Origin of the sequence: Bacillus sp. FSL K6-3154 (genome assembly GCF_040869395.1) — a bacterium.
GTDB classification, from domain to species: Bacteria; Bacillota; Bacilli; order Bacillales; family Bacillaceae; genus Bacillus; species Bacillus safensis.
Genome location: NZ_CP152033.1, coordinates 2,322,191 through 2,340,212 on the forward strand (window position 1 = coordinate 2,322,191; position 18,022 = coordinate 2,340,212).

Annotated in this window: 23 protein-coding genes; 13 read left to right on the top strand and 10 right to left on the bottom strand. The window is 40.1% G+C overall.

Annotated features, from left to right (window positions below):
- Window positions 1-14: 14 nt before the first annotated feature.
- Complete coding sequence (locus MHH61_RS11935) at window positions 15-194, top strand: twin-arginine translocase TatA/TatE family subunit (RefSeq protein WP_008355689.1); 180 nt, start codon at window positions 15-17, stop codon at window positions 192-194.
- A 6-nt stretch (window positions 195-200) separates the two neighbouring features.
- Complete coding sequence (tatC, locus tag MHH61_RS11940; RefSeq protein ID WP_125587195.1) at window positions 201-959, top strand: twin-arginine translocase subunit TatC; 759 nt, start codon at window positions 201-203, stop codon at window positions 957-959.
- A 38-nt stretch (window positions 960-997) separates the two neighbouring features.
- Here tatC and MHH61_RS11945 read toward each other — a convergent pair whose 3' ends face one another.
- From MHH61_RS11945 to MHH61_RS11955, 3 genes are read right to left on the bottom strand one after another with little or no spacing between them, the layout of a single operon-like run.
- On the bottom strand, window positions 998-1,624 hold the full coding sequence (locus MHH61_RS11945; RefSeq protein ID WP_125587196.1) for an NUDIX domain-containing protein: 627 nt from the start codon (window positions 1,622-1,624) through the stop codon (window positions 998-1,000).
- Between the two features lie 56 nt (window positions 1,625-1,680).
- Entirely contained in the window at window positions 1,681-1,875 is a 195-nt protein-coding gene (locus MHH61_RS11950; RefSeq protein WP_125587197.1) for a YdiK family protein, read from the bottom strand.
- A complete protein-coding gene (locus MHH61_RS11955) occupies window positions 1,872-2,606 on the bottom strand; it encodes a CPBP family intramembrane glutamic endopeptidase (RefSeq protein WP_024424466.1) in 735 nt (244 codons plus the stop codon). The genes MHH61_RS11950 and MHH61_RS11955 overlap by 4 nt, the downstream gene beginning before the upstream one ends.
- 229 nt (window positions 2,607-2,835) lie before the next feature.
- Between MHH61_RS11955 and groES the strand changes: the two genes are divergently transcribed.
- The 6 genes from groES to MHH61_RS11985 all read left to right on the top strand — a co-directional run bounded on the left by groES (window position 2,836) and on the right by MHH61_RS11985 (window position 6,818).
- Window positions 2,836-3,120, top strand: coding sequence for a co-chaperone GroES (gene groES / locus MHH61_RS11960; protein WP_024426730.1), 285 nt, complete (start codon window positions 2,836-2,838; stop codon window positions 3,118-3,120).
- A gap of 55 nt (window positions 3,121-3,175) precedes the next feature.
- Window positions 3,176-4,810: a chaperonin GroEL gene (gene groL, locus MHH61_RS11965; protein WP_041108751.1), complete on the top strand. Its 1,635-nt coding sequence runs from the start codon at window positions 3,176-3,178 to the stop codon at window positions 4,808-4,810.
- Window positions 4,811-4,949: 139 nt separating this feature from the next.
- Window positions 4,950-5,081, top strand: coding sequence for a hypothetical protein (locus tag MHH61_RS11970; RefSeq protein ID WP_254968466.1), 132 nt, complete (start codon window positions 4,950-4,952; stop codon window positions 5,079-5,081).
- A gap of 118 nt (window positions 5,082-5,199) precedes the next feature.
- The gene (locus MHH61_RS11975) at window positions 5,200-5,652 is read left to right on the top strand and encodes a MarR family winged helix-turn-helix transcriptional regulator (RefSeq protein WP_125587198.1); all 453 of its coding nucleotides are present in this window, start codon (window positions 5,200-5,202) and stop codon (window positions 5,650-5,652) included.
- Window positions 5,653-5,673: 21 nt separating this feature from the next.
- Window positions 5,674-6,192: a GNAT family N-acetyltransferase gene (locus tag MHH61_RS11980; RefSeq protein ID WP_125587199.1), complete on the top strand. Its 519-nt coding sequence runs from the start codon at window positions 5,674-5,676 to the stop codon at window positions 6,190-6,192.
- 20 nt (window positions 6,193-6,212) lie between these two features.
- Entirely contained in the window at window positions 6,213-6,818 is a 606-nt protein-coding gene (locus tag MHH61_RS11985) for an FMN-binding negative transcriptional regulator (protein WP_034622183.1), read from the top strand.
- Window positions 6,819-6,948: 130 nt separating this feature from the next.
- Here MHH61_RS11985 and MHH61_RS11990 read toward each other — a convergent pair whose 3' ends face one another.
- Window positions 6,949-7,485 carry a lipoprotein gene (locus MHH61_RS11990; protein ID WP_024426726.1) on the bottom strand — a complete coding sequence of 179 codons (537 nt, stop codon included), beginning with the start codon at window positions 7,483-7,485 and terminating at the stop codon, window positions 6,949-6,951.
- A 245-nt stretch (window positions 7,486-7,730) separates the two neighbouring features.
- Between MHH61_RS11990 and MHH61_RS11995 the strand changes: the two genes are divergently transcribed.
- Window positions 7,731-8,165, top strand: a complete 435-nt coding sequence (locus tag MHH61_RS11995; protein ID WP_034622185.1) for a hypothetical protein — start codon at window positions 7,731-7,733, stop codon at window positions 8,163-8,165.
- 30 nt (window positions 8,166-8,195) lie between these two features.
- On the opposite strand, the gene MHH61_RS12000 is transcribed toward MHH61_RS11995, so the two are convergent.
- From MHH61_RS12000 to MHH61_RS12010, 3 genes are all read right to left on the bottom strand, one after another.
- A complete protein-coding gene (locus MHH61_RS12000; protein ID WP_024424475.1) occupies window positions 8,196-8,546 on the bottom strand; it encodes a DUF4064 domain-containing protein in 351 nt (116 codons plus the stop codon).
- A gap of 138 nt (window positions 8,547-8,684) precedes the next feature.
- A complete protein-coding gene (locus MHH61_RS12005) occupies window positions 8,685-9,152 on the bottom strand; it encodes a hypothetical protein (RefSeq protein WP_034622188.1) in 468 nt (155 codons plus the stop codon).
- Window positions 9,153-9,275: 123 nt separating this feature from the next.
- Window positions 9,276-9,950, bottom strand: a complete 675-nt coding sequence (locus MHH61_RS12010; protein ID WP_034622189.1) for a hypothetical protein — start codon at window positions 9,948-9,950, stop codon at window positions 9,276-9,278.
- A 209-nt stretch (window positions 9,951-10,159) separates the two neighbouring features.
- On the opposite strand from MHH61_RS12010, the gene MHH61_RS12015 reads away from it, so the two are divergent.
- Together MHH61_RS12015 and MHH61_RS12020 are read left to right on the top strand one after the other, a co-directional pair.
- Window positions 10,160-10,528, top strand: a complete 369-nt coding sequence (locus MHH61_RS12015) for an RlpA-like double-psi beta-barrel domain-containing protein (protein WP_024424478.1) — start codon at window positions 10,160-10,162, stop codon at window positions 10,526-10,528.
- Window positions 10,529-10,601: 73 nt separating this feature from the next.
- Window positions 10,602-11,651, top strand: coding sequence for a hypothetical protein (locus tag MHH61_RS12020; protein WP_034622191.1), 1,050 nt, complete (start codon window positions 10,602-10,604; stop codon window positions 11,649-11,651).
- A 214-nt stretch (window positions 11,652-11,865) separates the two neighbouring features.
- Here MHH61_RS12020 and MHH61_RS12025 read toward each other — a convergent pair whose 3' ends face one another.
- From MHH61_RS12025 to gabP, 3 genes are all read right to left on the bottom strand, one after another.
- Complete coding sequence (locus MHH61_RS12025; protein WP_034622193.1) at window positions 11,866-12,237, bottom strand: carboxymuconolactone decarboxylase family protein; 372 nt, start codon at window positions 12,235-12,237, stop codon at window positions 11,866-11,868.
- A 273-nt stretch (window positions 12,238-12,510) separates the two neighbouring features.
- Window positions 12,511-14,043 carry a multicopper oxidase family protein gene (locus MHH61_RS12030; RefSeq protein WP_024426720.1) on the bottom strand — a complete coding sequence of 511 codons (1,533 nt, stop codon included), beginning with the start codon at window positions 14,041-14,043 and terminating at the stop codon, window positions 12,511-12,513.
- 97 nt (window positions 14,044-14,140) lie between these two features.
- Window positions 14,141-15,529: a GABA permease gene (gabP, locus tag MHH61_RS12035; RefSeq protein WP_024424482.1), complete on the bottom strand. Its 1,389-nt coding sequence runs from the start codon at window positions 15,527-15,529 to the stop codon at window positions 14,141-14,143.
- Window positions 15,530-16,011: 482 nt separating this feature from the next.
- On the opposite strand from gabP, the gene MHH61_RS12040 reads away from it, so the two are divergent.
- Window positions 16,012-16,911: a cation diffusion facilitator family transporter gene (locus tag MHH61_RS12040; RefSeq protein WP_044335634.1), complete on the top strand. Its 900-nt coding sequence runs from the start codon at window positions 16,012-16,014 to the stop codon at window positions 16,909-16,911.
- 102 nt (window positions 16,912-17,013) lie between these two features.
- Complete coding sequence (locus MHH61_RS12045; protein WP_024424484.1) at window positions 17,014-17,976, top strand: MoxR family ATPase; 963 nt, start codon at window positions 17,014-17,016, stop codon at window positions 17,974-17,976.
- Window positions 17,977-18,022: the final 46 nt, after the last annotated feature.

Sequence of the window (18,022 nt, forward strand, 5' to 3'; positions counted from 1 at the left end):
AGGGGGTGGAGCAAATGGGTCCAATCGGTCCTGGGAGTTTGATTCTGATTGCGATTGTAGCGCTCATTATTTTTGGGCCGAAAAAGCTTCCTGAATTAGGAAGAGCAGCAGGAGATACATTACGTGAATTCAAAAATGCCACAAAAGGCTTAGCTGATGATCAGGAAGAAAAAAAGAAAAAAGAAGATCAGTAGAATAGGATGAGCTTCATGAATGTCAAAGATATGCCGCTTATGGAGCATATTGTGGAACTGCGAAAACGTTTAGTGATCATTGCGATGTTTTTTGTCGCCTTTATGGTGGCTGGTTTTTTTCTCGCTAAGCCGGTCATTGTGTATTTACAAAATACCGATGAAGCGGCAACACTCACGCTGAACGCATTTAAGCTTACAGATCCACTGTACGTGTTTATGCAGTTCGCATTTGTCATTGCTTTGGTTTTGACGTGTCCCGTTATTTTATATCAGCTGTGGGCGTTTGTGAGTCCAGGCTTATATGAGAAAGAAAGAAAGGTGACACTTGCTTACATTCCGATTGCACTGCTTTTATTTTTGAGCGGTGTGGCTTTCTCTTATTTTATTTTGTTTCCGTTTGTCGTCGACTTTATGATGCGAATGTCGAATGATTTAAATGTAGAGCAAGTCATTGGGATTCATGAGTATTTTACATTTCTGATGCAGTTAACACTTCCATTTGGCTTTTTGTTTCAGATGCCCGTCGTGTTGATGTTTCTCACAAGACTTGGCATCATCACACCGATGTTTTTATCAAAAATACGGAAGTATGCCTATTTTGTCCTCCTTGTCATTGCCGCACTCATTACACCGCCAGAGCTTGTTTCTCACCTCATGGTCACCTTGCCAATGCTCGTTTTATACGAAGTGAGCATTATCATTTCAAGAGTGACCTACCGCAAAATGCAGCAAACAGAGGAGAAAGAAAGTCATTATTTCTCATAAAAAAGCATCATGATCCAATGAGGATCACGATGCTTTTTCTATTGTGAAAGAAATTGATTGATCGCATGAAAGAGGTGCTCATAATAGGCGGGCTCATGCTGGACAAAATCATGAACACCCACTTCGATGCTTTCCTCACGTCGTTCTTCGTTTGCATCAACTTGAAAGCCCTCGATTCGAATTCTTTCACAAGTTCCTGTCAACAGCTGATGTGCATCAAGCAGCTTGGCTCTGTATAGACCAGCGACTTCTTCTTTCTGTAGATGAACTTCCATGTGTTTTTCTTCATTCATAAAAAGATACACATGGCAGAACTCACGGTCGATGAACGAAGGCATATGGATTTCATCCTGTATGACACCTGCAAAGGTAAGGTCCTCAAAAGGGATGGAAAGACCAAGTTCTTCTTCTATCTCTCTTAAGCCATCAGAAGGCTGTTCATCTGCGAGAAGATGGCCCGCTGCGGTGATATCAAACAAAGAAGGAAAATCCTTTTTTGCGGGACTTCTTAGCTGAAAATAGAGATATACGGTGCCATGCTCTTTTTTAAGAAGCCAAAAATGAAATGTTTCATGCCAAAGACCTTGGGCGTGGACATCTGAACGAGCGGCAGCTCCAATCGTTTCATGTTGATCATTGAAGATGCGAAGTTTTTCATGTTCCATAAAGATACATCCTCCATAAAAAAACCATTTTCCAACCGCGGAAAATGGTTTTTGATTTATTTTTGCTGCTGTTTTTTGAGTTTGACAGAGAAGGCAAACATTTTAAGCGCGATATTGATATTATAGGCCGCAAACACCATCAGCAAAATGCTGTAAAATGACCACATGTCACCTGGGTTTTGAATGGCCATATAGGTGAAAGCGATACCTACGGCAAAATAAATGATGCCCCATACGACTGGGTTTCTCATGAGAAAAAGCCTCCAATAATCATTTGCATGGTTTGAGATTGTTCTTCAATCATTTTTTTCACTGGCTCAATCTGCACAAGAACAACAAGTGAATTCATCAGCATATGAGCGCCGATTGGAACAATGATTCGTTTTGTTTTCGCATATAAAAAGGCAAAGGTAAAGCCCATTGCGGTATAGAGCAAGATATGGGGAAAATCATAGTGTACAGCAGCGAAAACCACTGAACTGGCAAGTGCTCCAATGAAGAAATTCGTTTTTTCATAAATCACACCAAAGATGATTTTACGGAAAATGATTTCCTCTAAGATTGGACCAATCAGGGCGATGACGATCACAAGCCAAGGAACGGCATCCATAATGGATAAAATGGTTTGCGTATTTTCTGACTCACGGCCAATGCCGAATGCATATTGTTCAATCGCCCCCGCAATCGATTGTGCAAAGAGAGAAAGAAAGAAACCGCCAATGATCCATGCGATAGCAGAACCGATTGAAACTGGCGCTTCATTTCGCAGTGAAGCTTTTGGGACGGTTCGAAGGATGAGCAGAATAATGATCAATCCGATACAAAAACTGATGATTGTCCACGTTCCTGATAATTTTGAAAGCTCTGTTTGAGTCATCGGTGATTGAATGAATCCCAGCCATTTCATAATGAGCACATAAGGAAACGCAGAAACCTGCACCAATATATACGTTAAGATGATGTACCAATATTGTTTTTTCAAGTAACGAAAACCCCTTTACTAAAAGAACTAGATTTATTGTAACACAAGTCTCCTTTTTCGATGAAAAGGAAAGAATCTGAGACCAAAAAAGATCGTGAAAGCGTAAAAATTTTTAAAGGTTTTCACTTGAAATTGCAGAAGACATTCTTTATTATAATAAATGTGTTAGCACTCGCTGGTGATGAGTGCTAAAAAAGACTACATATAAAAATTGAGGAGGTTGTTTCTTATGTTAAAGCCATTAGGCGATCGCGTAATCATTGAACTCGTTGAATCTGAGGAAAAAACCGCTAGCGGTATTGTTTTACCGGATTCTGCAAAAGAAAAACCGCAAGAAGGTAAAATTGTTGCAGCAGGTTCAGGGCGTGTACTTGAAAGTGGTGAGCGCGTTGCGTTAGAAGTAAGCACAGGCGACCGCATTATCTTCTCAAAATATGCAGGCACTGAAGTGAAATATGAAGGCAAAGAATATTTAATCCTTCGTGAGAGCGACATTTTAGCTGTTATTGGTTAATCACATAAAAAACATTGAGATAAATTTTTAAAAAGACTGAGGAGGTTTCGTTATTATGGCAAAAGATATTAAGTTCAGTGAAGAAGCACGTCGCGCGATGTTACGCGGTGTAGATGCACTTGCAGATGCTGTAAAAGTAACTTTAGGACCTAAAGGACGTAACGTGGTTCTTGAGAAAAAATTCGGTTCTCCACTTATCACAAATGATGGTGTAACGATCGCAAAAGAAATCGAATTAGAAGATGCATTTGAAAACATGGGTGCAAAACTTGTGGCTGAAGTTGCAAGCAAAACAAACGACGTAGCTGGTGACGGTACTACGACTGCAACAGTTCTAGCTCAAGCGATGATCCGTGAAGGTCTGAAAAACGTAACAGCTGGTGCAAACCCTGTTGGCGTTCGTAAAGGGATCGAAGAAGCAGTGAAAGTAGCACTTGAAGGCTTGCACGAGATTTCTAAACCAATCGAAGGCAAAGAATCAATTGCTCAAGTTGCGGCTATTTCTGCAGCAGATGAAGAAGTCGGCAGCCTAATCGCAGAAGCAATGGAACGCGTAGGTAACGACGGTGTCATCACTATCGAAGAATCTAAAGGATTCACAACTGAGCTAGAAGTGGTTGAAGGTATGCAATTTGACCGCGGATATGCTTCACCATACATGGTGACTGATTCTGATAAGATGGAAGCAGTTCTTGAAAATCCTTACATCTTAATCACTGATAAAAAAATCACAAATATTCAAGAAATCCTTCCTGTACTTGAGCAAGTTGTACAACAAGGAAAACCATTATTGCTCATTGCTGAAGATGTAGAAGGCGAAGCACTTGCAACTCTTGTTGTGAACAAACTTCGTGGTACATTCAACGCAGTAGCAGTAAAAGCTCCTGGATTCGGTGATCGTCGTAAAGCAATGCTTGAAGACATCTCTGTTCTAACTGGCGGAGAATTAATCACAGAAGACCTAGGACTTGATCTGAAATCAACTGAAATCGGTCAGCTTGGCCGCGCGTCTAAAGTTGTTGTGACAAAAGAAAACACAACAATCGTAGAGGGCTCAGGAGATTCTGCTCAAATCTCAGCACGTGTGAACCAAATTCGTGCACAAGTAGAAGAAACAACTTCTGAATTCGATAAAGAAAAATTACAAGAACGTCTTGCAAAACTAGCTGGCGGCGTCGCTGTCATCAAAGTTGGTGCTGCAACTGAAACAGAACTAAAAGAGCGTAAACTACGCATCGAGGATGCACTGAACTCAACTCGTGCAGCAGTTGAAGAAGGTATCGTATCCGGTGGTGGTACAGCACTTGTGAATGTATACAACAAAGTCGCTTCAATCGAAGCAGATGGTGACGTTCAAACAGGTGTAAACATCGTTCTACGTTCTCTTGAAGAGCCAATTCGTCAAATCGCTCACAACGCAGGTCTTGAAGGATCCGTTATCGTTGAGCGCTTGAAAAACGAAGAAATTGGCGTAGGCTTCAACGCAGCAACAAACGAATGGGTAAACATGATCGAAAAAGGAATCGTTGACCCAACAAAAGTAACTCGCTCTGCACTTCAAAACGCAGCTTCTGTAGCAGCAATGCTTCTAACAACTGAAGCAGTCGTTGCTGACAAACCAGAAGAAGGCGGCTCAGGCGGCGGAATGCCAGATATGGGCGGCATGGGTGGAATGGGCGGAATGATGTAAACACCCTCGAAAACCCCTTGAAATATAGGGGTTTTTGTTATGTCTTCATGATTTTGATCACATGCAATAAAAAGTATCAAGGCTGATGAATTGAAACCCTTACTGCTTCTCAATCGTTAAAATATGAGCAAGTGATTTCATGGGTCTTTACCCGACACGGTATTTTAAAAAGAAAAGCGGTGATCATATGGGCTTCACTACATGGGTGGCGATTATTGTTGCACTGGCTGTCGTGTTTGGATTGTTTGGATCGAAGAAGCGTGATAAATAAGGAAAGAGTTGAAAACCCACTTCCAATTAAGGAGTGGGTTTTTGTTGCAAATACAACTTTTATCAGTTATATTAGCTATAGTGAATTGTTGTAAATACAACAAAAGGAGTTGAAATACATGAAAGAAATATTGCGAGAGATCGGTGTGATAGCTCGGGCGCTTGATTCTATAAGTAATATTGAATTTAGAGAGTACGATTTAACGAAGGGGCAGTATTTGTATCTTGTGCGTATTTGTGAGGAGCCTGGTATCATTCAGGAAAAGCTGGCGGAAATGATTAAAGTGGATCGAACTACGGCGGCTCGGGCTATCAAAAAATTAGAACTGAATGGGTTTATTGAGAAAAAAGATGATCGTGTGAATAAAAAAATCAAAAAGCTGTTTCCAACTGAAAAAGGGGAAGCGGTCTACCCAATGATTAAACGAGAACATGATTATTCGAATCAAGTGGCGCTGGATGGGTTTTCTAAGGAAGAAGCGGAACAGATTTATGAGTATCTTCTCAGGGTGCGAAAGAATATAGAAAAGGACTGGGAAGGTGTGAAAAAAGGGATAAAGAGAGACTACTAATAAATAAGGAGGGACGACTTTATGACCGTCACTTTCATTCGGTGCAATGAACAACATGTAAAGGAGCTTCAGAAAATTGGAACCGATACATTTATAGAAACCTTTCTGGATCAAAACAAAGTGGAACATATCGAAGCGTACGTGAAGACAGCTTTTCACCTAAACCAGCTGTTAAAGGAATTACAGCACCCTTCTTCACAGTTTTATTTTGTTCAAGTGAATGGGGAAGTAGCTGGTTATTTGAAGATCAATATGGATGATGCCCAATCAGAAGAGATGGGGAGTGAAGCGTTAGAGATTGAAAGAATTTATATCAAGCAGTCCTTTCAAAAGCAAGGATTAGGCAGATATTTAATCGATCAAGCCATTGAAATTGCGAAAAATCATCATAAACAGGATGTTTGGCTTGGGGTGTGGGAGCACAATAAAGCGGCCATCGCTTTCTATCAAAAGCTTGGGTTTGTTCAAACAGGGGTGCACGCTTTTCTCATGGGGGACGAAGAGCAAATGGATTTCATTATGACCAAAACATTGAGCTGATCAAAAAGGAGGAAGGGTACATGCATATCCCATCATTTTTTCGAGTGAAAGATATGGAGAAAATCAAATCATTTATTCAATCTCATTCATTTGCTACAGTTGTGACGACAATGAATGAAAAGCCCATTGCGACACATATTCCAGTGAGTTTTCATCAAGTTGGAGATTCGTATGTGATCTCAGGGCATATGGCGATTGGGAATCCTCAGTGGAAAACGTTTGAAGAGAGCGAGAAGACGCTCGTCATCTTTCAAGGCCCGCATGCCTACATATCTTCTTCATGGTATGAAAAAGAAGCAGTACCAACATGGAATTACCAGGCTGTTCATGTTTATGGAAAGGCGGAACTGCTTGAAAAATCGGAACTGGTTAAGGAATTAACCACAATGCTGGAGACATACGAAAGTCACAGAGAACAGCCGGTGCTATGGGATACGTTGTCTGAGGAACTGTTAGAGAAGCAAATGAAAGGCATTGTAGGCTTTAAGATCATCATTGATGAAGTTCAGGCTGCTTTTAAATTAAGCCAAAATCGCCACGAAAGGGATTATATCCGCATCATTGAACAGCTGGAAGCAGAGGATGAAGTGGAAATGGCTGAGGAGATGAAAAAGAGTTCCATTTAAGAGACTTCTCGAAAGATTAGTTAATAAAAAGAATGAAACGTTACTTATAAACAAAAACACTTTCTTCTAGGAAAGTGTTTTTTAGTGGTGATAAAAAAAGCCCTCATCATTCAAGGGCATGAGTGAAAGTTTATTTTACTTTAACTGTGAATGTCACGTCTTTACTATTCATGTAATCGTCAGTTGTGACATTTCCAAATTTCAGTTTTAATTCTTTGATGTTTTTAATGTTGATCTCTTTGCCTTCAGGAGCTAAGAATTGAATAACACCATCTTGTTTAACGCCACCTTCAACTTCGCCACCAATATCACCGTCAGTCATAAACATATTCGCATCTAATTGCATGCTTCCAGCTACAACTTTACCTTGATCTGGATAGAAGTTTAGAACTTTATCTGTCGTATTTTCGATATTCATTCCAACATTGATTCTATCCTTCATAATTTTAATTTCGCCAAGGTTTACTTTCATTCCTTGAGCAGTTGTTTTGTGTTTGCTCGCATTTATTTTCTTTGAACCATCGTCTTTTTTGTTTTTTGATTGTGTTTTTGTGCTTGTAGACTCTTTTTCTTTAGATGCACCTGTAGACACATCTTCTGTTGAGCCGCAAGCAGCCAGTGTAAATGTTAGCCCTAAAGCTAAAAATAAAGCATAGAATTTCTTCAAAATGAAAATCCCCTTTTGTTTAATTTATATAAGCGCCATGTGCTTATACATTGACCACGACTATTATAATAGGACAAAAGTACTTTAAAATCAACAAAAAATGATAAAAATAGAAAATAATTGTTTTGGAGTGTTTTTTTATAAACCAGTTAGCTTAAAATTACATAAAATCCACTTCTTGTGACTTAAAACGAACTTGAATTTCCTTATAATAGAATTATTATAAGGGATTGGGAGTGATTGAGATGGAAGGTTCGTCAATCAAGACGGTTAATAGAGAGGATCAACATGAATTCTTGTTTCTGAATATATCTTCAAATACAGTTGGAGCTCTTTCAAAGGAATCTGCTGAGAGGATTCTAAGTGATAGGGATACCGATGAAATACACCAATTGATGTATGTTCCTATTGAAAATCATGAAGACCTCAAATGGCTGATTCATTCTTTGCATAAAGCCATCATGGATGAAAAAGATGTACGTGTCGTTCTTGAATTGGCTGATCTACTCTATTTCTTTGTTGTCCCTGCTTACAAAGAAGAATTGATGAGCCAAGAAGATTTGTCACACATGGTGAATGATATATTATTTATGTTGGATCTTTGGACAGATGAAAACATAATAGAGTTAGTTGATGCGATTCAATATGAATTACAAAGAGTAGAGAGAAAAGGCTTGTAGAGCAATCCCTACAAGCTTTATTCTCTATTCTTATGCAGTTGTGTTATTGACGACAGGCTCTTTTCTAAACACGCCCATGCAGCCTGCAATGATGATTAATACAGCTGGAAGGATGAAGAACATAGAAATAGAAATAATGCCGCCTACAGCAGATACTAATAATAAAATTCCACCAAGCTTTGCTTTTTTCTTTACGATGACAGATGCGACAATGGCAAGAATAGAGAAAAGCATTGCTGCCCAGCCTAATCCTGTAATTTCACTCGTACCTGAATCGCTAAATGCTGCATCGATTCCTCCGAAAGCAAGAGCAAACATTGCGCCGAAAAATCCAAAAATACCTCCAATTAAACCTAAAACAAATTCTGTTGTTCTTTTCATCATACTTTCCTCCAATATGTAAATAAGAATTATTGGTACTTAAGAACCAACACAATCTTACTAATCGGCATTCTTTTCATAAAGTTAATAGTTTTGTTAAAAAAAACAAGAAAATCCATAAAGGATTTTCTTGTCCAATTATTGGGCTCTTTCCCAAGTGATTTTTGTTTCATTTGTTGTTTTCTTTCCTTTTGCGAGCACTTTGCCGTTTTTTTGTTTCACGGTGATGTTTAGGTCATAAAAGGAATAGAGGGCGCCGAGGCTGTCATTTTCCGGTTTATGAAGATTGTTTTCTTTTTCAGTGGATGCTCCAATGGCCAGCGTTTTTGCAAAGTTTAAACCGATGACTTCAGCGTAATCACTATTGGTATCAGAGGAAGCCGTTACGTTTAAAGAAATGACTTTTTTCTTTTGATCCACGGTGATGTCAGTGTCTTTGATGAGCTTAGACTGCTCCATTACTTCTTTTGTTTCTTTTTGAATGCGCTCATTAATCGTAGGAAGTGCCTTAGATTCTGGTTTTTGTTCTTTTGTCGTATTTGAGCAAGCTGCTAGAATGGAGAGACTTGCAACTAGACTCATGAAAACAAGTAGACTTTTTTTCACGTTCGTTCTCCTTTTTTCTTCGAATGATGTATGTTTATGTTACCACGAATCCTTGTTTTGATTAAAAGAGAAGTGTTGATAAGCTGTGAACAATAAAAAGCACCCAAGGAGGGTGCTTTTTTCTTATTGTGCTGAAAGGCTTGTACTTAATGGGATAGAAGAAATGACGGTGAATTTAGGAGCTGCGGCACCGGATTCTAAATTTTTACGTAAAAGTGACGATTTGATTGACCCGTCCCAATTTTTATAGACACTTCCTGATGTATTTGCACGAAGCTGTACATTCGAAAAGCTTGCTTGTGAATAGCTGTTTGCTCCATTATCCTGTACGCCATGTACCATTTTGACAACATCAAGGTTTTTCAGACGGCTAGGGTTGTAAACAGGCTGCTTATAGCGCAGTTTCCCATTGACATATAGTGACACCGTACCATCACCATTGTTGATGAGCTTTAAGTTGACACGTGCGCCATCTTTAATACTTGTATCGTATTCGCTGTTCCAGTATTTACTGCCGCCTTGTGAGCCGCTGCCTAGAAAAACCTTGTAGCCAGAAGCCGTTTTTGAAATACCGCTCTCTACAACGGCAGAGCCGAGACCGAGATACCAATCAGCATAACCGTTTTTAATGGTGGCTGTTTTCGGCAGGACAATATCAGCAGAGATACCTGACCATTTGGCTTCATCCGTTTGTGTCACAATGGCGCCGTGACGAGGACTAGCCGCTGAGGCAGGAAGACTTGAAAACATCAAAACGAAGGCCAAACTTACAATCAAAACGGTGAAACACTTTTTCATGAAAATTCCCCCTTAAATTTGATTCACTTTTATTATATAAAATGAAAGAGGGGGGCTGCTTACCATGTTCTGACTGTTTATGGTAGTATTTATGAACTTTATCGGTCATAAAGTGGTCAACTTGTATTTGAATTGTAATGTGTCTGTAAAATAACTGGGTTCATCTTCATGTATAATGAGTGCAGAAACCAAAAACGGAGGATTTCTTAATGAATAAAAAGCTTATCACGACAATCGTAACAGTAGCTAGTTTATTTTTAGCATTCAGTTTCTCACATGGAGCAAGTGCAAAAAAAGTAAGCGGCAATATTACTTGGTATAATGGTGTCGGCAAAAAAGGCGCAGATGGAAAAAAACTCGGTCATTGGGATGCAGCAACTAAAATGGGCTTTGACGTACCGAAAAAAGGTACAAAACTAAGAGTGACAACAAAAGCGAAACCACATAAAGTGATTACAGTATATAAATATGATGTAGGCAGAATGCCAAATGCTGTATTAGACGTAAGTCCAAAAGCATTCAAAGCACTTGGGTATAAAACAAGTAAAGGTGTCGTAAAAGGGCATTACACTTATTAATACATAGGCATGCAAAGAAGCGGGAAAAGTTCATTTTCTGGCTTCTTTTCTTGTAGAGAGGGTCTGAAAGGCAATGAAAAAATCAACATGGTGGATCATCACAGTCATTGGCGTCGCAGTGATTGCGGCAGTTATTTTCTTCATGATGAAGCCTGAGCAAGAGGCGAAACATACAGGAAAAGTCAAAACAAATCAAGATGCAAAAGACGAATTGCTCGTTTCATTTACAGATCAAAAGTTAAACAATACTTATTACTTGCATGATCGGGCGCTTCATACGGAGAAACTGACAGCATATCCTTCGATTGCTTATGATTCTACGAAACAAGTTTTATATTACACGTATACGGATGAAGACACGCAAAAGGTGAGTATTCGGGAATTAAATGTGAAATCTGACGAAGAAAAAACACTGTTTACGAGTGACGATTCTATCGACAGTATGAGGCTGTCTGGTGACGGAAAGAAGTTATTTCTAAGGTATAACAAGGATTCTGGAGAGCAATTTTATGTCGCATCTTTTGATTTGAAAACACACAAAATGAAAGAGCTGTATCCGGAAAAAAGCAAGGATGATACGGTGAGTTCTTTTGCATATGATCCGACTTCAAATGATTTGGCGATCCAGCATTATTCTTTAAAAGAAGATTATCAAAAAACCGATGAAGCGAATGAAAAGGGCAGAGATCCTGAACCAACAACCATGAAAATCACCCTTCAAACAGGTAAGAAGGGGAAACGCATTGCACGTATCTCACAAACGATCAATGATATTTCATTTTCTCCAGATCATAAGAAATTGATTTATACAGAAGTAAAGGTTCGTAAAGAAAAAGAAATATCCTCGATTAAGTTGCTTGATGTAGAAACAGGAAAAACAACGACACTCGTTAAAAACAGCCAGAATGTCCATATTTTAAGTGCTGCACAGCCGCAATTTTCTACGGACGGGTCGTCTGTTTATTTCTTAGGTGTTGCAAAAAACGCAGAAGAATTAAAGGATGACACCGGACGAAAGGCGAAGGTAAGAACGATTTTTGAATACAATATGAAGAAGAAAACGGTGGAAGCCGCTTGGGAGAAGGATGGCGGAATTGTTAACAATTTCACTGTCAATCGATAAAGGAAACGTTCAGTTATTTATATAACTGGACGTTTTTTTATTTTGTCACTTGAAATGCTGGAGAAATGGTGGATTTATAGATGAAAAATCAATTTTTAAGCAGTGATACGAGGGCTATTTTCATATTTTGCTTATGTGACAGAGGAAAAGAAAAAGAGTAATATGAGTGAACATAAAAAAACGAGAGGACTGATGACATCTCGTTTTCTCTGTTTTATTTGTTTTTATCTAATAAGTTTTGAAAGATAAACAGGGCATTAATGGAGTGAGGAAAGCCAGCAACCTTTGTACAGTGTTTAATAATCTCCATAATCTCTATAACAGAAAGTCCGATATGTAATGCTTGTTCAAAATGAGTCTTTAACTCTTCATCACAATTGCCTTTTGTGATGAGGGAAGATAATGTGCTGATGGCCTTTTGTTTTTCATCTAATATGAAGTGATTGAATTCTTTTTGTTCACTGAGTTCAATGGTTAGTTGTTCAATGTTTGACCGAATGCTCTCGTTTTCATAAATTGAAAGCTTCTCTCTGTTACCTGCCGCTGTTTCTTGTTTGACCTGGCAAGTCTCTTTTTCTTCATTCAAATTGAACTCCTCCGTTTTTTATCGCAATTTTCCATTTGTTCGTTCATTATGGCTTATGTGCCTTTTGATAGATGTAATGGGTATATAGTAGTATTATCGGTTGCTGCGTCAACTTTTTAAGTATGGAACGCTCTTCAAAGGAATGATTCATGCGATTTATTTTTCCATGTTGAAATGGATCATAAAAGGGCTAATGACTGGATGTCCGTTAGCCCCTTTGTAATCAGCAGTTTCATACAAGTTATACGCATTGGCGGAAGAGTGGTTTCATTTTTACTGAATGATATCCATCGGCCTCATCATGTCATAATCTTCATGTTCTAAAATATGACAATGCCACACATACCGGCCGCTGTATGGAACAAAACGAGCAACGATCCGAATGACTTCACCTGCATGCGCCTGAATGGTGTCCTTGTAGCCTTGTTCATGTAAAGGAGGCGCTTCATTTGGTCCTGTATACACGATTTCTCCTGTCGATTGATAGACTTCTGTATCAAATGGTCTTCTGTCTAAAACCCTAAATTGAACAAGATGCAAATGAATAGGGTGTGTACCCCTGGTTGGATTGACGATAGACCATACCTCTAGACTGCCAAGACGAGGATTTTCAGTGACAGGATCATTCCAAAAATGGTTATCGAGCAATAGGATAGGGCGGCCGTATTTATCCTGTGTGCCGGTAAGTGTGAGTTTACGCTCTCTATCAGCTCGACTTGGCCGAAGCGGTGGCAGCGGTTTGAAAATCGGACGTAATGTCTTAGGTACTCTCCCTTTTAGTGGACGTGTGACTTTGAATTGCATAATGTTCGCATCTGTTTCAGGGTTCACATCCTGTCCGCAGCCGGCTGTATTTTTGAGAGTGATCGTTTTGTTTTCGTAAGCTGAAAAGTCGATGATGACATCGAAACGTTCAGCAGGCGCGATGCTAAAGGATTGATGGCGAACGGGTCTTGGCAAAAAGCCCCCATCGGAACCGATTTGCAAGATTGTAGCGTCGTTATCTAGATGCAGCTCGTAAGTTCTAGTATTGGACGCATTTAAAATACGAAAACGGTATTTTCGCGGCTCTACTTCTAAATACGGCCATACTTTTCCATTGACTAAAATTGTTTCTCCACAAAAAAAGGGCACGATGGATGGGTCTGGTATGTCACTGTCCTCTGGTGTGTCGTTTGGTCTGCTAGGATAAAACAGTGAACCATCTTCCTGAAACGTCCGGTCCATAATCATTAAAGGAATGTCGTAGTCATCTTTCGGCAGCTCTAAAGACTTTTCAAATGCATCTGAGATCAAATAAAACCCAGCTAAACCGGCATACACATTTAGTCGTGTCAATGCCATGGCATGATCGTGATACCACAATGTGCAGGCTTGCTGATGATTTGGGTAGACGTAAGTCTCCCTTTCAAAAAAAGGACCGGTTGCTTCAAAGTCCCGTGAAAACCAGGCCTCTGGGTAGCCGTCACTGCTTGCTGGTGTGACGCCGCCATGCAGATGAACGACTGTTTTCACCTCTGGTTCATCGTGATGACCGGAGTGGATGGTGTGATCGACAGGCAGAAAATGTTTCAATGGCAATTTGTTCATCCATTTCACTTTGACCTTTTCATTTCGATTAGCTTTAATGGTTGGTCCAGGCAAGCTGCCATTATAGGTCCATAGCTTGGTTGGGGGCAGGTCTCTATGAACTTTTAAGAATACCTCCTCCATAGCAATTTCATAATACGTTTGTCTTGGGTTCTTTTTGACGGGCTCCGCGACTTCTGGAATTGGAAGCTCGTCAACAAATTTTTCTAGGTTCATGTTGACTAATCCTCACTTAAATTCAATTTGATACAGTATAAGTGCGGACATCCAAATAGGTGAATAAAATAAAAAAACCCGCTTTTCAGCGGGAGAATTAAGGGTGTTTATTTTCAAGCGCCGCATTTGCAGGCACTTTTTTATTCGGTTTAAAGATGAAATAAGCAGCCAGTACGCCAAAGGTAATGATACTCGTCAAAATGAGCTGTGGCCGCATGGATTCGATAAACAGCATCGATGCCAAGATGGCGCAAATGACCAAAATGGTAAAGTACGTGAGGTATGGGAACAGCCACATTTTGATTTTGAGCTGTTCTGGATTTTCTTTTTCGATTTTGCGTCGCATTCTTAATTGTGAAACGGCAATGACCAAGTAAACAAGAAGGGCAATGGCACCAGATGCGTTGACTAAGAACAAAAAGATGGTTTCAGGATAAAAGTAGTTCATCATGACGGCAATGTAGGAAAAGAAGGTACCTGCGACTGTAGCCGCTACAGGAACACCACGTTTGCTGATTTTCATAAAGCGTTTTGGCGCTTCGCCTCTTTCTGCTAATGAATAAAGCATTCTGGACGTTGTGTACAAACCGGAGTTTAAACAAGATAGAACAGCTGTTAAGACAATGACGTTCATGACTTGAGCGGCTGATGGAACACCAATGTATTCTAATACCGCAACGAACGGGCTTGTTAAAATACTTGCGGAATTCCAAGGAAGCAAGGTGACAACGACAGCAATTGATCCAACATAGAATACGATAATACGCCATACAACAGAGCGGGTGGCTGTCGTCACAGATTTGACTGGGTCTGCTGATTCACCGGCCGCTATGGCCACAATCTCCGTTCCCATGAAGGAAAAGATGACGACGACGATTCCGAGTAACACAGAGCTGAATCCATTTGGAAGAAAACCGCCGTTCCCTGTTAGATTGGCAAGACCTGAAGTATGATGACCGCCAAAACCAAAGATAAATGCAAAACCAATGAGTAGAAAGAGAATGATGCTGACGACTTTAATTAATGAAAACCAATATTCAAATTCGCCAAAAGATTTAACAGAAAAGATATTTGTTAATGTTAAGAGGATTGTGAGGATAAGACTTGTGAGCCAAACAGGTGCATCTCCATACCAATATTGAATAATGGCAGCACCGGCAATGGCTTCGATGGCGATGACGATCACCCAGAAGAACCAGTAAAGCCAGCCGATTGTAAACCCGGCCCATGGACCGATGGCATCGCTCGCATATTGTGAGAAAGAACCGCTTGTCGGATAGGCACATGCCATTTCTCCAAGCATTCTCATAATAAAGATCACCAGAAGTCCGGCAAAAGAATAGGAAAGAATGGATCCAGGCCCTGCAGAATGAATGACAGCACCACTACCAACAAATAGCCCTGCCCCAATGACCCCAGCAATGGAAATCATCGAAATATGTCTTGTTTTAAGGTTTTTTTGAAGACCGTTTGTCATGTTGGACATTTCTTTACCTCCAAACATTTCTCATGAATAGAGAATTTGTTTTTAGAATATTTTAAATTTTATCATACTGAATTGTCATTCAGCATTGGACAGGTTATCAAACTGACATTTCAAACCTCTTAACATGATGTTAAAAAGTAGAAAGGATTTGAGAGATTATGTTCCCTCTTTTCCCTCTGTTTATTTTTAAAATAGCATAAAAAAGGAAGGAGGGAAGTTGTGTCTCAAAATAAAATTATTCTGATAATTTACCAGAGAAGAGTGATTTGACGATATGTCCATTTCGAAGAGAATTGGAAAAAGGTTGATGGGAGTAGGTCTTGAGGTCATTTGACCTTGTAAAAATAAGTTTACTTAGGTCAACACATTTCTATTTATCCTATTTTGCTGACATAAGCGAATCATGTTGCTGTAGACCCACACGGGCTTTGCTTTGTAAGATAAATAATAGAAAAGTGATGTGTGAGGAGGCGCGGTTCAACATGGAGCGCTATAACGAATTAAGACAAGGTGAAACAGGTGCTTGGGTCAGCATCATTGCCTATGTGATCTTATCTGCGGTCAAACTCATTATTGGGTATGTGTTTCATTCAGAGGCTCTTTCAGCAGATGGATTGAATAACACGACGGATATTATTGCATCCCTTGCTGTGTTGATTGGGCTGCGTATTTCTCAAAAGCCGCCTGATGAAGATCATCCGTATGGTCATTTTAGAGCGGAAAATATTGCGTCTCTTGTGGCTTCCTTTATCATGATGCTTGTTGGACTTCAAGTTTTGCTGAGTGCAGGCCAGTCGCTCTTCTCATCTGAGCATCAAACGCCGGATATGATCGCGGCTTGGACAGCAGCAGGAAGTGCTGTTGTGATGTACGGTGTGTATATTTATAACCGCAATCTGTCCAAACGAATTAATAGCCAGGCTCTCCATGCGGCAGCTGCTGATAATAAATCAGATGCGTATGTGAGTATTGGAACATTTGTAGGAATTATGGCCTCTCAATTTCAGCTGGCATGGATTGATACGCTAGCAGCCTTTGTCATTGGCTTAATTATTTGTAAAACTGCGTGGGAGATTTTCAGAGATGCCTCTCATTCGTTAACAGACGGTTTTCATATCAAAGATATGTCTAAATATAAAGAGACCATTGAAGCAACACCAGGAGTAGGCGATTTAAAGGATATAAAAGCGCGTTATCTTGGAAGTACAGTCCATGTGGATGTAGTGGTTGAGGTCGAGCCTAACTTGAACATAGCAGAAAGCCATGATATTGCAGATGAAATTGAACGAAGAATGAAGCAGGAGCATGATATTTTACACTCTCATGTTCATATGGAGCCAGCAAGTAAGTCAAAAGAAGAGAAGAAGTCTTTCCCATCGTGAGAAGGCTTCTTTTTTATACGTGCTGATGTTATATGCAAATGCGCGTTGTATGGTAAAGTTAGACTATATGAAATTTGACAGAAACGTGATAGGAGGATCAGGATGGCATTTGATGAACCGATGCATTCAGATTTACAAAAAATCGTAGATAACATCAATAAAGTCATGGTTGGGAAAAAAGACATTGCGATATTAAGCCTTGTAGCGATTTTGGCGAAGGGGCATGTGCTGCTCGAGGATGTGCCTGGTGTAGGGAAGACGATGATGGTTCGTGCTTTGGCAAAATCCATTGGCTGTGAGTTTAAGAGAATCCAATTCACTCCTGACCTTTTGCCTTCAGATGTAACAGGCGTGTCGATTTACAATAAAAAGACGAATGAATTTGAATTTAGGCAAGGACCGATCATGGGGCAGATTATTTTAGCTGATGAGATCAACCGGACTTCTCCTAAAACACAATCAGCATTGCTTGAAGCGATGGAGGAAGGCAGTGTCACAGTGGACGGAGAAACGATGCCGCTTGCGGATCCTTTTTTCGTCATGGCGACACAAAACCCAGTGGAATATGAAGGGACTTATCCGCTGCCAGAAGCGCAAATGGACCGGTTTTTATTCAAACTGCAGATGGGATATCCGACCATGCTCGAGGAGCTGGAGGTGCTCAACTTGCAGGAGAAACAATCCCCGATTGATACGCTCCAAGCTGTCATGACAAAGGAACATATCCATGCGTTGCAGCAGGCTGTTCAGACCATTCATGTGGATGCATCCATAAAAGAATATATTGTTGAAATTGCTCAAGCGACGCGTAAACACCCATCTGTTTATCTAGGTGTGAGTCCAAGGGGATCGATCGCCTTGATGAAAGCGGCACAGGCGTATGCACTTTTGAATCAGCGCGATTATGTGATTCCTGATGATGTACAGTATTTGGCGACTTATACATTACCGCATCGTATGATTTTGACATCAGAAGCGACATATGAAGGGAAGAAGGCGGAGACACTGCTGCGGCAAATGCTTGAGCAAATTGGCGTGCCAGTTCAAAAGTCGATGACTCAATGAAGTCACGTCATCGTGTAGCAATTTCATTATGGTTAAGGGTGATGAT

Excerpts from the sequence above, each read along its gene's own strand:
- MHH61_RS11935 (WP_008355689.1), top strand. The coding sequence starts at position 15 with ATGGGTCCAATCGGTCCTGGGAGTTTGATTCTGATTGCGATTGTAGCG.
- tatC (WP_125587195.1), top strand. The coding sequence starts at position 201 with ATGAGCTTCATGAATGTCAAAGATATGCCGCTTATGGAGCATATTGTG.
- MHH61_RS11945 (WP_125587196.1), bottom strand. The coding sequence starts at position 1,624 with ATGGAACATGAAAAACTTCGCATCTTCAATGATCAACATGAAACGATT.
- MHH61_RS11950 (WP_125587197.1), bottom strand. The coding sequence starts at position 1,875 with ATGAGAAACCCAGTCGTATGGGGCATCATTTATTTTGCCGTAGGTATC.
- groES (WP_024426730.1), top strand. The coding sequence starts at position 2,836 with ATGTTAAAGCCATTAGGCGATCGCGTAATCATTGAACTCGTTGAATCT.
- groL (WP_041108751.1), top strand. The coding sequence starts at position 3,176 with ATGGCAAAAGATATTAAGTTCAGTGAAGAAGCACGTCGCGCGATGTTA.
- MHH61_RS11970 (WP_254968466.1), top strand. The coding sequence starts at position 4,950 with ATGGGTCTTTACCCGACACGGTATTTTAAAAAGAAAAGCGGTGATCAT.
- MHH61_RS11975 (WP_125587198.1), top strand. The coding sequence starts at position 5,200 with ATGAAAGAAATATTGCGAGAGATCGGTGTGATAGCTCGGGCGCTTGAT.
- MHH61_RS11980 (WP_125587199.1), top strand. The coding sequence starts at position 5,674 with ATGACCGTCACTTTCATTCGGTGCAATGAACAACATGTAAAGGAGCTT.
- MHH61_RS11985 (WP_034622183.1), top strand. The coding sequence starts at position 6,213 with ATGCATATCCCATCATTTTTTCGAGTGAAAGATATGGAGAAAATCAAA.
- MHH61_RS11995 (WP_034622185.1), top strand. The coding sequence starts at position 7,731 with ATGGAAGGTTCGTCAATCAAGACGGTTAATAGAGAGGATCAACATGAA.
- MHH61_RS12000 (WP_024424475.1), bottom strand. The coding sequence starts at position 8,546 with ATGAAAAGAACAACAGAATTTGTTTTAGGTTTAATTGGAGGTATTTTT.
- MHH61_RS12010 (WP_034622189.1), bottom strand. The coding sequence starts at position 9,950 with ATGAAAAAGTGTTTCACCGTTTTGATTGTAAGTTTGGCCTTCGTTTTG.
- MHH61_RS12015 (WP_024424478.1), top strand. The coding sequence starts at position 10,160 with ATGAATAAAAAGCTTATCACGACAATCGTAACAGTAGCTAGTTTATTT.
- MHH61_RS12020 (WP_034622191.1), top strand. The coding sequence starts at position 10,602 with ATGAAAAAATCAACATGGTGGATCATCACAGTCATTGGCGTCGCAGTG.
- MHH61_RS12030 (WP_024426720.1), bottom strand. The coding sequence starts at position 14,043 with ATGAACCTAGAAAAATTTGTTGACGAGCTTCCAATTCCAGAAGTCGCG.
- gabP (WP_024424482.1), bottom strand. The coding sequence starts at position 15,529 with ATGTCCAACATGACAAACGGTCTTCAAAAAAACCTTAAAACAAGACAT.
- MHH61_RS12040 (WP_044335634.1), top strand. The coding sequence starts at position 16,012 with ATGGAGCGCTATAACGAATTAAGACAAGGTGAAACAGGTGCTTGGGTC.
- MHH61_RS12045 (WP_024424484.1), top strand. The coding sequence starts at position 17,014 with ATGGCATTTGATGAACCGATGCATTCAGATTTACAAAAAATCGTAGAT.